This window comes from Pseudoalteromonas sp. 1CM17D (assembly GCF_023161805.1).
Classification (GTDB): Bacteria; Pseudomonadota; Gammaproteobacteria; order Enterobacterales; family Alteromonadaceae; genus Pseudoalteromonas; species Pseudoalteromonas atlantica.
On sequence record NZ_JALNTP010000006.1, the window covers coordinates 202,462 to 217,106 of the forward strand.

At 38.0% G+C, this 14,645-nt stretch carries 8 protein-coding genes; 5 read left to right on the forward strand and 3 right to left on the reverse strand.

Annotation, left to right across the window (positions count from 1 at the left end):
- Window positions 1–19: 19 nt before the first annotated feature.
- On the reverse strand, window positions 20–2,395 hold the full coding sequence (gene ppsA, locus MSC25_RS12535; protein WP_248443604.1) for a phosphoenolpyruvate synthase: 2,376 nt from the start codon (window positions 2,393–2,395) through the stop codon (window positions 20–22).
- Between the two features lie 154 nt (window positions 2,396–2,549).
- Between ppsA and MSC25_RS12540 the strand changes: the two genes are divergently transcribed.
- Window positions 2,550–3,359: a pyruvate, water dikinase regulatory protein gene (locus tag MSC25_RS12540; protein ID WP_004586305.1), complete on the forward strand. Its 810-nt coding sequence runs from the start codon at window positions 2,550–2,552 to the stop codon at window positions 3,357–3,359.
- Window positions 3,360–3,419: 60 nt separating this feature from the next.
- Here the strand turns inward: MSC25_RS12540 and MSC25_RS12545 are convergent, their stop codons facing one another.
- Window positions 3,420–4,769, reverse strand: a complete 1,350-nt coding sequence (locus MSC25_RS12545; RefSeq protein ID WP_024032363.1) for a 3-deoxy-7-phosphoheptulonate synthase class II — start codon at window positions 4,767–4,769, stop codon at window positions 3,420–3,422.
- Between the two features lie 990 nt (window positions 4,770–5,759).
- On the opposite strand from MSC25_RS12545, the gene MSC25_RS12550 reads away from it, so the two are divergent.
- Window positions 5,760–6,635 (forward strand): DNA replication terminus site-binding protein, encoded by an 876-nt coding sequence (locus tag MSC25_RS12550; protein ID WP_138684847.1) that lies wholly within the window; start codon window positions 5,760–5,762, stop codon window positions 6,633–6,635.
- A 62-nt stretch (window positions 6,636–6,697) separates the two neighbouring features.
- On the opposite strand, the gene MSC25_RS12555 is transcribed toward MSC25_RS12550, so the two are convergent.
- The gene (locus MSC25_RS12555; protein WP_004586302.1) at window positions 6,698–7,912 is read right to left on the reverse strand and encodes a hypothetical protein; all 1,215 of its coding nucleotides are present in this window, start codon (window positions 7,910–7,912) and stop codon (window positions 6,698–6,700) included.
- Window positions 7,913–8,686: 774 nt separating this feature from the next.
- Between MSC25_RS12555 and MSC25_RS12560 the strand changes: the two genes are divergently transcribed.
- The 3 genes from MSC25_RS12560 to MSC25_RS12570 all read left to right on the forward strand — a co-directional run bounded on the left by MSC25_RS12560 (window position 8,687) and on the right by MSC25_RS12570 (window position 14,483).
- Window positions 8,687–9,925, forward strand: a complete 1,239-nt coding sequence (locus MSC25_RS12560; protein WP_004586301.1) for an AAA family ATPase — start codon at window positions 8,687–8,689, stop codon at window positions 9,923–9,925.
- A 15-nt stretch (window positions 9,926–9,940) separates the two neighbouring features.
- Window positions 9,941–10,903 carry a hypothetical protein gene (locus tag MSC25_RS12565; protein WP_004586300.1) on the forward strand — a complete coding sequence of 321 codons (963 nt, stop codon included), beginning with the start codon at window positions 9,941–9,943 and terminating at the stop codon, window positions 10,901–10,903.
- 436 nt (window positions 10,904–11,339) lie between these two features.
- Window positions 11,340–14,483: a DEAD/DEAH box helicase gene (locus tag MSC25_RS12570; RefSeq protein WP_248443605.1), complete on the forward strand. Its 3,144-nt coding sequence runs from the start codon at window positions 11,340–11,342 to the stop codon at window positions 14,481–14,483.
- The last annotated feature ends 162 nt before the right edge of the window (window positions 14,484–14,645 follow it).

The following is a 14,645-nucleotide window of genomic DNA, read 5'->3' on the forward strand; positions in this document are numbered from 1 at the left end:
TTTTTACGGGTACTGATGATTATTTTGCAAGTTTGTCTGCTAGGTATAACCAAGTTTCTAGTACTGTATCTGGATTTAGTGAAACAGAATCAATGCCCTGCTCGACTAACCATGCTGCAAAGTCTTCATGATCTGAAGGACCTTGACCACAAATACCTACATACTTGCCCTTTTCTTTAGCTGTTTTAATTGCCATAGAAAGTAGCTTTTTAATCGCAGGATTACGCTCATCAAATAAATGTGCGATTAGGCCTGAGTCACGGTCAAGGCCAAGTGTTAGCTGAGTTAAATCGTTAGAGCCGATAGAAAAACCATCGAACATCTCTAAAAATTCATCTGCAAGTAATGCATTTGAAGGAAGCTCACACATCATGATTACTTTTAGACCATTTTCACCACGTTTAAGGCCATGCTCTTCTAGTAATTCGATAACACGTTTACCCTCTTCAAGGGTACGTACGAATGGGATCATGATTTCAATGTTGGTCATACCCATGGTGTTTCTTACGCGTTTAATTGCTTCACACTCAAGGGCAAAACAATCACGGAAGTCTTCAGAGATATAACGTGCAGCACCACGAAAACCAATCATTGGGTTTTCTTCTTCTGGTTCGTACTGCTCACCACCTACTAAGTTTGCATATTCGTTTGATTTAAAATCAGACATACGCACAATTACACGCTCTGGTGCAAAGGCACAGCCTAGCGTTGAAATACCTTCTACTAATTTAGAGATATAAAACTCTACCGGCGATTCGTATCCGGCAATAATGTCGGTAATTTCAGCTTGTAACGCAGGTGATTGGGCATCAAAATTTAATAGAGCTTTAGGGTGAACACCAATCATGCGGTTTATTACAAATTCAACACGGGCAAGGCCAACACCTGCATGTGGTAAACGTGCAAAGTCAAACGCGCGGTCTGGATTACCTACGTTCATCATCACTTTCATTGGTAGTTCTGGCATTTTATCAACGCGCGACGTTAGTATTTCAAAATCTAAAATACCTTCGTAGATGTAACCTGTATCGCCTTCAGCACATGATACAGTTACTTCTTGGCCTGCTTTAATTAAATCGGTTGCGTTACCACAGCCAACTACCGCAGGAATACCAAGTTCACGGGCAATAATTGCTGCGTGACACGTACGCCCACCACGGTTTGTAACAATAGCCGCGGCGCGTTTCATGATAGGTTCCCAATCTGGGTCGGTCATGTCGGTAACTAAAATGTCGCCTTCTTGTACTTGGTCCATTTCTTTAATTGAATCAAGTACACGAACAACACCACTACCAATTTTATGACCAATTGCGCGGCCTTCAGCAATTACATTGCTTGTGCCATTTAATTGAAAACGCTCCATAATATTGGCATCTTCGTTTGAGCGAACGGTTTCTGGGCGCGCTTGTACTATGTACAATTTGCCATCGTTTCCGTCTTTTGCCCATTCGATGTCCATAGGACGACCATAGTGCTTTTCGATAATTACAGCTTGTTTTGCAAGTTCTTGCACTTCTTCATCTGTAATTGAAAATTTGTTTGTAAGGCTTGGCTCTACGTCAACAATTTCTACTTGTTTGCCGTGTGCCTCATCTGTTGAGTAAATCATTTGAATGGCTTTTGAGCCAATATTACGACGTACTACTGATGGCAACCCTTTTTGTAATGTTGGTTTATGAACATAAAATTCATCAGGGTTTACTGCGCCCTGTACAACCATTTCACCTAAACCGTAGCTTGAAGTAACAAATACAACGTCTTCAAAACCAGACTCTGTATCAATACTAAACATAACGCCTGATGCTGATTTATCTGAACGTACCATACGCTGAATACCAGCAGATAGTGCAACACCACGGTGATCGTAACCTTGGTGAACACGGTACGATATGGCGCGGTCGTTAAATAAAGAAGCAAATACGTGTTTAATAGCGACCATTACTGAGTCGATACCACGTACATTTAGGAAGGTTTCTTGTTGGCCTGCGAATGATGCATCTGGCATATCTTCAGCGGTGGCTGATGAGCGTACTGCAAATGATACATCGGCTGATGTATCGCCATGAAGTTGGCTGTATGCGTCGCGAATGGCTTGGTCTAGGTTAGGTTGGAATGGGGTATCGATAATCCATTGGCGGATATCGGCACCGACTTTAGCGAGTGTATTTACATCATCAACATCAAGTGTATCTAAAATGTCGTGAATTTTTGCATTGAGTCCAGATTGCTCTAAAAACTCATTGAAAGCGTCGGCTGTAGTGGCAAAACCACCCGGAACCTGTACACCTGCGTTAGCGAGGTTTGAAATCATTTCACCCAGTGAGGCATTTTTGCCGCCAACACGAGGAACATCTTGCATACCAAGCTCTTGATACCAGAGAACGTATTCTTGCACGGGTCTTTCTCCAAAAAACAAATTGTAGTTGTAACTGTGAGAGTTAAGAAAGAAAACCTTTTATAAAGGTCACCTTCATTCTACACTGGCATTAGACCTCACGTAAACCGTGAGTAAGCCATTTTAGGTATTAAACGTAATAAAAAGGTTAACTATGAGAACTGCTTTTTATATATCAGACGGCACTGCTATTACCTCCGAAGTGTTTGGTCACGCGACTTTGTCGTTGTTTCCGGTTGAATTTAATCATAAAACTATTCCTTTTGTAGAAACAGAAGAAAAAGCAAATGAAATTAAAGCGTTAATAAACGCAACTGCTGCAAAAGAAGGTGAGAAGCCATTTGTATTCTTTACCTTCGTAAATCACAACTTAAGTGAAATTATTAAATCGGCCGATGCAATCGCGTATGATTTTTTGTCTACTTACAGTGAAAAAATAGAAAAAGAGCTTAATGTTGCGCCAGTGCCAAAAATGCATCGTACCCACTCTATTCATGAAAAAAGTTATGACTTTAGAATAGATGCGGTTAACTATGCCCTTATGAATGATGATGGCGGAAATATTAAAAACTTTTCTGAAGCCGATATTATTTTAGTAGGTGTTAGCAGAAGCGGTAAAACACCAACAAGCTTGTACTTAGCCCTACAGTACGGCATTAAGGCTGCAAATTACCCAATAACTGAAGACGACTTAGAGAGTGAGGGACTACCTAAATGTTTACTCCCTTACAAACATAAGTTATTTGGGTTAACTATTGACCCTGAGCGTTTGGCTGCAATTAGGCATCGCCGTATGGCAAATTCCAAATACGCATCAATAAGACAATGCCGAATTGAAGTGCGTGAAGTTGAAATGCTTTATAAGCGACATAAAATTGCATACTTTAATTCTACCCATCATTCTGTAGAGGAAATATCTGCAAAAATCTTAATTGACAGTAACCTTGAGCGACGTAAGTACTAACCAACTTATTTGCTATTTTGCTAAAAAAAGCCGCGTAATGCGGCTTTAATTTTTTATTTATTACTTACGTGCATCTTTTAGTAAGTCAGCTACTAAAAAGCCTACTTCTAATACTTGGTCTGCATTTAGACGCGGGTCACATTGTGTTTTGTAACGTTGCGCTAGGTCATCATCAGATAAACCGTATGCACCACCAGTACACTCTGTAACGTGCTGGCCAGTCATTTCTAAGTGGATACCACCTGCGTATGAACCTTCAGCTTTGTGTACAGCAAAAAACTGGCTAATTTCGCGCATGATATTATCAAAGCTACGCGTTTTATAGCCTGATGTCGCTTTTTCAGTGTTACCGTGCATTGGATCCGAGCTCCAAATAACTTTACGGCCTTCTTGCTGAACGCGTCTTACAAGTGCTGGAAGTTTTTCTGGCAGTACGTCGGCACCCATACGTGTAATTAGCGTTAAACGGCCCGGAATGTTATCTGGGTTTACAGCATCAATTAAACGAATTAGGTCATCTGGGTCCATTCCTGGGCCAACTTTAACACCAATAGGGTTTTTAATACCTTTGAAAAACTCAATGTGTGCATGGTCTAATTGACGCGTACGCTCACCAATCCACACAAAGTGCGCAGAACAGTCGTACCAGTCACCTGATAGGTGATCGCGACGAGTTAGTGCTTCTTCATAGCCTAGCAATAACGCTTCGTGAGACGTGTATAAGTCGGTTTCTTTAAGGCTTGGCGCAATAGTAGAATTAATGCCACATACTTCCATAAATTCAAGTGCGTCTTGAATTTTGTCAGCAAGCTGTTGGAATCGTTCTTTTTGCGGATTAGCGGCTACAAAGCCCATGTTCCAGCGATTCACTTGGTGTAAATCTGCTAAGCCACCTTGTGCAAATGCACGAAGTAAGTTTAATGTAGCTGCACTATTGTGGTATGCCTTCATTAAACGTTGTGGATCTGGAATACGTGCTTCTTCTGTAAACTCAAAGCTATTTACAATATCACCACGGTAAGATGGTAAAGATACACCGTCAATAGTTTCTAAATCTGCAGAGCGTGGTTTAGCGTATTGGCCTGCCATACGTGCAATTTTAACAACTGGGCATTTACCGCCGTATGTTAAAACAACAGCCATTTGTAAAATGGTTTTAAATGTATCGCGAATATTAGCGGCATTAAAGTCGCTAAATGATTCGGCACAGTCGCCACCTTGAAGTAAAAATGCACGACCTTCACATACATCTTCTAATTGTTTAAAGAGGCTTCTTGTTTCTTCTGCAAAAACAAGTGGCGGAGCACTCTTTAACTGGCTTTCTACTGTTTTTAGTTCTTCTTGATCTGGATACTGTGGCTGCTGCAGTATTGGCAGTTCTCTCCAGCTATTTGGGTTCCACGATTGCATGTTCTTTCCTCATTCCTACTTTACCTGATATAAAGAAATTAACGTATGCATGGCCCTAAGTTCAAGGACTATATTCACTATTTACCAACTAATTTGTTATGAGTTAAATATATATAAGGTTATTTGTGATTTTAAGGCTGCACAGGCTTAGTTTTAAGCGTGTTTTAATTTTACTATTTTTATTTAAATACAATAAGTTAAATATATGAAGGCGTTTTTTTAACCATCCCAAACCAAATTGAATTCAAAGCCTTAAAGTTAACAGTTTCTACAGGAACACATCATACTTAAAGTGGGTTAAATGTAATCTTAGCTTTACAGTGGTGATTTAATTAAATAAACCAAGTGACTAGAATTTATTTTGAGTGTGTGATAAGTGGCTCGGAGGTTGAGCAAGGCTATAGCAATAAGTCCACTTTATTCTGTACAACTGTGATCAGGTTGTTAGACGATGCAAGCACTCTAATTAGAGCTACTAAAAACAGTCTGTATGAACGACTACTTTAAATACTAAGTTGTAGTAGAGTTCATCTTGACAGAGCAGCCTTCCCCATCACAGGAGCCTAGCGCTGTATTACAAGTATCACTTATAAGAGATTATACAATGAGTGCCCAACACTATCTAAAGTGTCGAACCAAAAAATTGATTGCTGGCCTTAAACTAAAGGCTCAATAACTATTTTACACAGAGCGATATTATATAAAAGTATACATCGCCCTAGCAATTACCTGCGTTACAACAAATTTCCTCATATAGCGTAAATACACATAAGTGTATTGATCACGCCTGGGTTCACTAATTCTTTCTGTTATATGCAAATATTCACGCACCGAATCTCACAAGCATAAGTAAACAGCATTAAAGAACACATCATACTTAATTTCAATTAAAGGTAATCTTAGCCTTAATAAAATAAATAAACTTTAAAAGAACAGGGCAAAACGTTAAACTTAATAATTATATAGGTAAGATGTGTTCTCAGGGTGGTTATGGTTTCTAAAGTACAAATAAGAAGTCAGTTTGATTTAATGAATGAATTAACATCGTTATTGATTGATGAATTACGTGTCTGTGAATATTCAAAGGCTGAGTATTATCAACTACCAGATATAAATAGTGTTGATGAAAATATTATTCCCGAGTCAATTCCTGTAAAAAAATTAACCGGCGAAATTGCTCATAGGGCAATTTTAAACTCATTTACTGATATTTATAAAAAAGAAAGTTTAAGTAGTAGAGTACTCAAGCGTCATCCTGGGCTTTTGGTTCTAAAAAATGCAGATGTCGCAGCATTAACTAGCCGAATACAACAAGTTAATAAAGCTAAGGCTGCTTTTAAGGAGTGTGTTTTGGCTATCGATAATAACGATGCTCGATTTGAAGCTGTTCATAACGCGGTTCCAAATTTAATCACTCTTGCAGCCTATCGAAAAATTCATTTTCAAAGTGAGTCCCCTTTTTCAGTGAGATTTACTTGGATGCATAAGCATGCCACTAAAACTCTAACTAAAAAAATGGCGCTTGAAATGCTCGACAAATCCGCCGGTTATAGAAATCCAAGAATGATCGACCAACAAAAATGGCAGTCCCTCGTTGCACAAGAGCAAATGCGAGTAGCTAGTTTAGGTGAAAAAGAAAAGTTAAGAATTCGCCGCCCTACCCGAGTAAGTCCCCAAGTTAATGTTAGGTATACCGCAGAAAATAGGTATCACGTAAGTGCAGCATTGCCGTTTATTTTAATTAACCCACAGCCGGATGTTAAGTTAGGTACTTTGCCAGATTATCAAAAACCAGAGTCTCACCCGAGAAAAAAAGAGTATGACTTTTTAGTGGATAGACTTTATTTAGAACAAGTAGATAAATAATTATGTTAAAAAGGCCACATAGTGTGGCCTTTTTGGTAAGTAGTCTAGTATTTTAATCGTTGTTATTTTTCGACTATTTCTTCTATTTTATCTTCATCAATTAAAACTGCGTTTTCGACAATTCGTTTACCACCTTGAATCTCAATACGCTTATTGTGCTTATTGAGCGTGAGTATCTCATCACAAAACTGATCAGAAGGATGCATTTCATAGGTGTAATCAATAATATTACCGGTTTTATCATCTTTTACATTAGTAATGCTGTATTCTGAAATAGCCCCTTTCTCAATCAAGTCTTTCATTGTTGTGGTCATATCACGGCGTAATGCTTTTAATTTGTTTTCTGTGATATCGTCGGTTGAATAAATAGAGCCGTATTTTTCCATAATAGATAGCAATCTAAAATGATACGTTTTACCAGGCGCGGCATATCGCCAAAGGTGGTATAAACGCAGCATCATCCAACGCGATAAACCACGTTTTAACTCTTGCGCACTGTTAAAGTAATATCCTTTGTATTCAAGGTTATCAATCATGTTATGAACAAATGCATTTAAACATGCAACACATTTAACGTTGCCGCCTTGGCCTTTTTTACCACTAAAGTGAAGAGATGATAAAAAGTTCATGTTTGACTCATAAAAAGAGTCATCAATATCTGTATTTTTAGTATCAGTAGCCGAGTATTTAAATGAAAGTTTAGAACCTTGAAGTGCTTCTAATGATTCTTTAATTTGTGGGTATGGCATTGATTGGCCAACCGCTTTAAGTTCTTGGGCTAATTCGTTCATCGAAAAAACCACGGCATATTGAATACCGGACTTAAAATTGATTTTTACGATTTTACCTTTCGATGCAAGGCGAATTAACGCGCGCTCAACTTTTTCTTCTCTATCCGATGGCCACACTAAATATTCTACGTCTTCGCCATCTTTACGCGTGCTTACAACGGCCGGTGTAATTTTTATTTCGCCGTCATATAAAATACCATCTACTTTTTCGGATATTTTACGCGTAATAATTGTTTTTTTAGGTGCTTCTTCCAATGGCAATTTTTTATGCCCAGAACGTACAAAACGCCCCCATAAATCATAGTGGTTAAACGTGTTTGAATAAGCACGTAACCCATGAGCGGCATTTTCGATAGAAATTCGCACATCTTTGTTATCTGTAAATAGTGCTAAACTTTCGTTATCTATTGCACTTTCCACCCCGTGTATTTGGCCCCTAAGTGTATCGGGCAAGTTATCTACCGAGATGTTGACCTTTCGGCTCATTGTTCTGATTTCCATTTTTTATTGCGACAGCTAATAACAACACATTAAGCAACAAAAGTTAAATGTTTAAGTTAGTATAAAACTGATCCGAGTATAAATAAACGTAACGGATCATTATTATACTAAGTAGTGAGTGATAAGCTTAATTTCAGATCACTATTTTACTAAGGTAAGCTTCTCAAGCTAAATTTTTACTAACTCAATTTATTTTTTGTCCATTAAAAGCGCTATTTTTAAACTTTTTACACGACAAACGTTAGTAAAATAAATACCTGCTGTGGATAACAGCACTTCGAGTTAGCATAGATCTGATCTGTACTTACTACAGATCAGATCTATACCAATTAAACGCCCTGTTCTTCGTAAGCTTAAGTGTATAACTTTATAATTTACTTAGTAAAAAACTGATCTCACACAGTCATTTTGTACATAACTTATTGAGTAAGTTGTGCATAACTCTAATAATTAAATAAGGCTTAGTAAAAAGCTGATCTGCATGTAGATAAAGATCTGATCTTAACCAAGTATAAAGGTGATCTGCTTTTTTTAACATTATTTATAAATATCATATAGTTATATAGCTATTATACACCCTTAACCTTTATTACCTTATACATTTAACCACCTTTAAACTTCTTTATTTATACTAAGCAATCTTAAAGGTGTAAAAATATTTTTAAATGTCTTGTTATTAAAATGCATGTCGCCTTAAATAGTTGTTTACAGCTATTTGAATGGACATTATACTAACTGCCTAACTTTGAGGAAGAAAGTATGTCTATCAATAATAACGCGCTAAGTACTTACCGGCTTTTAAAAGCAACAGCCGAAGTTGCTGAAAAATCTTTAAAAGGACGCATACAACACTATCGCGCTCATCTTAAATCAGAAGAAAAAGAATTAAGAACTTACACCCAAAAAGCGGCAGCAGATTTATTAGGGTGTAATAATCGTACCTTAAAACGTCGTCATGACAATGGTGACTTTGATGATTTAAATATTAAGCGTGGTGCAAATGGGCACTATGCGTACACGTTAGTTAATATTTTTGCGATGGCCGATATCATGGATATTCAGCCAGATCACCGCACTGCTAACGATAAACTCCAAGTTATTGTTATTAATTCACTTAAAGGTGGCTGTGGTAAAACAACCAGTATGGTTAATATTGCTGCTGCGTTGGCGACGACTAATATCAAACGTTATCGTATTGGTATTATTGATTTAGATCCTCAAGGTTCGTCTTCTAGCTTTTTCCCTTCTAACGATCACGACCCTGTTACAGTAGGCGACTTAATGCGTGATTGTATTGATTTAGACGAAGGCGAAACCTGGCCAGAGTTTGTTTCTAGTGCTTTTGTGACTACGCATATTCCAAATATTCGTGTTTTACCCTCAGGTATGGATGATTTTTACTTTGAACACGAGACCGCAACACTTTTAAAAGACACCTCTAATTACGAACAAACACGTCATTATCATAAGCTTTTAGAAAAAGTTATTGAGCCGGTTAAAGACGAATTCGATATTATTTTAATCGATACCGCTCCTACACTTAACTTTATGTTTTATAATGCTTTAATGGCTTCTACGGCGATGCTTATTCCGGTTCATCCAGAAGCTGTAGATTTTGATGCTAACAATAAATATTTAAAGCGTTTAGGTGAGATTTACCATACAGTAGCGGCACTTGGTCATGAAGGTTGGGACTTTATGCAGTTTTTAGTGACTAATTACGTTAAGGGTAATCATTCACAGCGCGATATTGTTAAAGATGTACGTAGTGCGTTTGGCCGCCAAGTAATGAGCTACCCAATTAATCACAGCTCGGCAATTACGGCTAGTTCATCGTCTTTTAATACCATATTTGATCAAAAAGCATCGGATAGTTTAGCTAGTCGCGAGTCTTTATTGCGCGCGCAAGAAAATATTAAAGATGTTGTGGACGAATTAGAAATGCTTATTCGTTCTAATTGGGAGTCAACCCAATCATCACTTAACAACACTAAGTAAGGATGTTACATAAAAATGGCTACAAAACGTAAAAACGACACCCGCTTAGATCCATTTGCAACTGCCGTAGGCAATAGCAGCCTCGATGCTTTACTTGAGCAAGCAAGCGCTGGTGATGTAATAAGAATGCCTGCGCCAAGCGACCCTACACGCGAAATAACTTTAGTGTGTAAAGTTATTGCTCATGCAGATATTGAATCTAGCACCACGGTTTACGGTAAAAACCGCCGTGTACAAGCGCTATTAAACGAAAAGTCGGTTTCTGATATTTTACCTGCAATCAGTGAAGATGGACGTAATCAACACCCTGCTTTACTTTGGGATCAGGGAAATACTAACTTAGTACTTGCCGGTTCACGCCGTCGAAAGGCATGTATTTTAGGTAATGCCGATTATTTAGTTTTAAGCTCTCCTGATTTTACCGATCAAGACGCTAAAATTTTAGCTGTATCTTCAGATCAGTACATAGCCCCAAGCCTTTGGGAGCTAGGGCAAGCTTATCAACAAACTAAGAACGATCTTATTGAGCAAGGTAAAAAAGGCTCTTATCGCGAAATTGCCGCTATTGAAGGTGTATCGCACACCGCAATTGCAGATGCCATTAAAGCGTACGAGCAAATCCCCGCTGATGTAATTTCACTTTACCCAACGGCTAATCACGTAGGCAGAGAAGTCGCTAAAAAGCTTGTTAGTGCAAAGGAGCGCGACGAGCAGGCGTTTAATGCCCTAGTTAGCGAATTACATACAGACGATGAGATTAACGCCATTACAAGCGACGACAAACGCGCTATGGCAATTACTAAACGTTTAACTACCGAGCCTAGCGTGGTTGCTAAACGTGAAGCTGTATTTGAAAACAACTTTATAAACGTACAACGTAATTTAAAAAGTGGTGACGTATCTATTAAAATAGATAATAAAGTATTGACTGACAAACGCTTAGAACAACTTACTAAGTTGTTAAGCGCGTTTAATTAGCCCCTTATTACTTAGTAAAATAGTGATCTTAAAAGCCTGTTAGGTTAGTTAAATTCTGATCTGATGGGCTTTTTACTTAGTAAAATCCTGATCTTTTTTGCTATTTATAACTCATAAACCCCTCATTTTTGCTCTAAAGATCACATTTTTACTAACTGAATTTAGTTTTTACGACTATTTGATGCTGGATCTTAATTTGTTAGTAAAAAACTGATCTGTAAAGCCCCTGCGTTGTTAATAAATTGTTTGTAACATGTGTGTTTGCTGTTTACCTATTCTCATATTGGCAGATAAAGTGCCATAAAGTACGTATAAACCGATTTTTTACTAACCTAGCAGCTCCAACCAGTTTATATAACGTTAATATTGCTTTTGCTGTGCGCAGTTAAAGAATATACTGGCAGAATTATTTTAAAAATTTAATACTTAGAGTGACATGTCTGCTAACTTATCAAAAAATGATTTACTGGCTATTTTTGAAGAAATAAAAAATGAGCAGGCAACCTTGTTCCCTCTTTCTGAGCGCTTTATAAAAAAGCTGTTTAGGCCCAACGTGCTCGATAAAGGCAAAGAGTATTATAAAAACGGCCAAATTAGTTGGTTAGAGCACAGCAGTGATTTTGCTGTTATTGATTCAACGGTACAAGGCGACAACGGATCAGCATTTAACCAACGCATTGAGATCAGTAAAGTACCTACTGGTTACTCTGTTGATACGCATTGTACCTGTAATGCTAAAACCAAATGTAGGCACTTAGCCGCTGTATTATTTAAACTTAAAATAGAGCACTCAGGTGAATACGGAGAAGACTACTTTATTAACGATTGGTTTAGTGAACTGACAGCACTTAAAAGTGTTGATACTAAAGCCCCTTCGCAAGTTCTTTTATTTGTATTAGACATTGAAAACAATAAAGTATTTTTAACGCCAAAAATTGCCAATTACGACAAAAATAATAATTACACGCTCGGGCGCAATTTAACTGAGCAACAATTAAATAGCTTTGTAACGCCAAACGATTTGCTCGAAAGTGACTTTAGACTCTTTAGTTGGATTCGCTCACAAAATGCAGTGGGTAATTTAGAGCTAAAAGGTCAATGGGGCTTTAGCGCTTTACAACAATTAATTGCCACCGACCGTTTATTTTTACAACGCTCTCGTGTTGCTATTAAAGCGCAAACTGGGCAATCGCTTAACTTTAATTGGCAGCAACAAAACGAGTTATCGCAATTAATTATTGAGCTTGAACACAGTAAAAATTGGGCATTGATAAAAACCACGCCGCCCGCTTATTTAGACCTCGATCACTTTAAAGTCGGCCGGATCAGAACACAGCTTAGCGCCGACGAAATAGCACATTTACAATCAATTCCCGCACTTCACGATGCTAATTTTGATCGCATTTATAAACAACTTGCCGACAATTTTGGGGCCGGTGTTATTCCGCATCCGAATAACGAACAAGTCAATGTTAAGCAACTTGGTAATGCTGTTTTAAAAGCCACTATGGATGAGCAAGGGCTTAAAGTTTCGCTATTATTTAAATATAAAAATAAAAATTATTTAGCGGGAACAGCACCCGCGAGTTTAATAAATAGTGCATTTGAAAACACAGTAACAAATGAGTTAGTAAATTTAGGTTTTGAGTTTTGTAAAGGGGGTTTACAAAGTGAGTTTATATTTAATAAACAATCACCTATACATTTACATTGGCTTGTTTACGAAGTATTCCCTGGCTTTAAAAAGCGTGGCTGGCAGGTAACTCAAACTAAAGTAAATGTAGCCGACCCCCAAGGGCACGTTACACTCGATGTAAACCGTGCTGCAGGTCACCAAATGCATTGTAAAGTGCAATTAAGTGATGCCAAAGCCGCTGTACTTTTTAATACCGATGATGCCACGTATCAATCGTTAAATCGTCAAAGTGAGCTGTTTTATTACTATCCTGTTGGGCGTCAATTTGGTGTTATTAGTAAAGCCGCCATTAATTTACTGACCGAATTTAAACAACGGTTTGAATTTGTTAAAACACGCGATGAATTTAATATCCCGCTTTCTTATTTACCTGAGCTGGTAAAGCATACCGCAGTTACTATAGACCTTCATGATGACTCATTGGAGCGTTATCTTGATGAGTTAAACAACACCGAGCAGGCAATGCCAGTGGTGCCCTTACACGGTTTAAATGACTCGGTAACACTACGTGAATACCAGCAACAAGGCGTTGATTGGCTTAGCTTTTTAAAGCGCCACAAATTAGGCGGCATACTAGCTGATGACATGGGGCTTGGCAAAACGCTACAAGTTATTGCCTTTTTGGCCAGCAGTTTTAATCGCCCGCAAGCGGGGCCTACTCTTATAGTGTGCCCTACAAGTTTGGTAAGTAATTGGCAAAACGAAATAACCAAATTTGCTAAAAGTCTTAAAGTAACCACTATTTTTGGCTCGCAACGTAATGAGCCTTTACAACATTTAGCGCAAGCGCAGTGTATTTTAACTACTTACCCATTATTAAAGCGTGATATTGCTTACTACTCGCCACTTTACTTTGAAAATATTATTTTAGACGAAGCGCAATATATTAAAAACGATACTGCACAGGTCTCGCGCTTAGTTAAGCGTTTAAATGCCGACTTTAAGTTATGTTTAAGCGGTACGCCTATCGAAAATAATTTGTTTGAGCTTAAGTCGTTACTCGACTTTGCAATGCCTTCATTACTTGGCTCGCAAGCCCACTTTAAACAGCACTTTCAAACACCTATTGAGCGCGAAGCCGATTCAGAGCGAGCTGAGCAACTAAAAGCGCTTATTATGCCGTTTATATTACGCCGCACAAAAGCGCAGGTAGCTCAAGAGCTGCCACAAAAAACAGAGCTGTTAAAAGAGTTTGAGTTTGAACCTAAGCAAAAAGATATGTACCAAGGTATTACGCGCGCCCTAGAAGAAAAGCTCATCGACTTATTTGCTGAGCAAGGCGCACAAAAAAGTAAGCTCGCATTTTTAGAAGCGCTACTAAAGCTAAGGCAAATTTGTTGTCATCCAAAATTAATTGAGCCAGAAACACAAGCAGGTTCAGCAAAATTAGAATGGCTAACTACGCATTTGCCGTTAATGCTAAGCCTTGGTCGTAAAGTGATTATTTTTAGTCAATTTACCTCTGCGCTCGATTTAATTGCAGAGCGTTTAAACGATATAAATATCAAATTTAGTATGCTAACTGGGCAAACGCGTCATCGCGACAAAGTTATTGACGAGTTTACCAGTGGCAAAACCTCGGTGTTTTTAATCAGTTTAAAAGCAGGCGGTACTGGGCTTAACTTAACTCAAGCCGATACCGTTATTCACTTTGATCCATGGTGGAACCCGGCTGTTGAAAAACAAGCCACCGATCGTGCTTATCGTATTGGCCAAACAAATCCAGTGTTTGTTTATAAATTAATTATGAGCAATTCAATAGAGCAAAAGGTATTTAAAATGCAGCAAGATAAGCAAGCGCTTGTTGATGCATTATTTACCGATAAATCAATGAGCTTTACTTCGTTTGATGAGCAGCAAATGTTATCACTTATAAAAAGCTAATTTTTTTACTTAGCATGTGAACTAATTTAACCAAACGGCGTCTATTATATTGCTTGTTGAATAATTGCAGTTATCACAAGCTTCATGTTGATTTCCCCTGATTGGTTACTAAATTTAGTAATGATTGAGCCAGCCCTTTTAGCTGGCTTTTTTTATGCCTGT

Coding starts and splice junctions, on each gene's coding strand:
- MSC25_RS12540 (WP_004586305.1), top strand. CDS start 2,550: ATGAGAACTGCTTTTTATATATCAGACGGCACTGCTATTACCTCCGAA.
- MSC25_RS12545 (WP_024032363.1), bottom strand. CDS start 4,769: ATGCAATCGTGGAACCCAAATAGCTGGAGAGAACTGCCAATACTGCAG.
- MSC25_RS12550 (WP_138684847.1), top strand. CDS start 5,760: ATGGTTTCTAAAGTACAAATAAGAAGTCAGTTTGATTTAATGAATGAA.
- MSC25_RS12555 (WP_004586302.1), bottom strand. CDS start 7,912: ATGAGCCGAAAGGTCAACATCTCGGTAGATAACTTGCCCGATACACTT.
- MSC25_RS12560 (WP_004586301.1), top strand. CDS start 8,687: ATGTCTATCAATAATAACGCGCTAAGTACTTACCGGCTTTTAAAAGCA.
- MSC25_RS12565 (WP_004586300.1), top strand. CDS start 9,941: ATGGCTACAAAACGTAAAAACGACACCCGCTTAGATCCATTTGCAACT.
- MSC25_RS12570 (WP_248443605.1), top strand. CDS start 11,340: ATGTCTGCTAACTTATCAAAAAATGATTTACTGGCTATTTTTGAAGAA.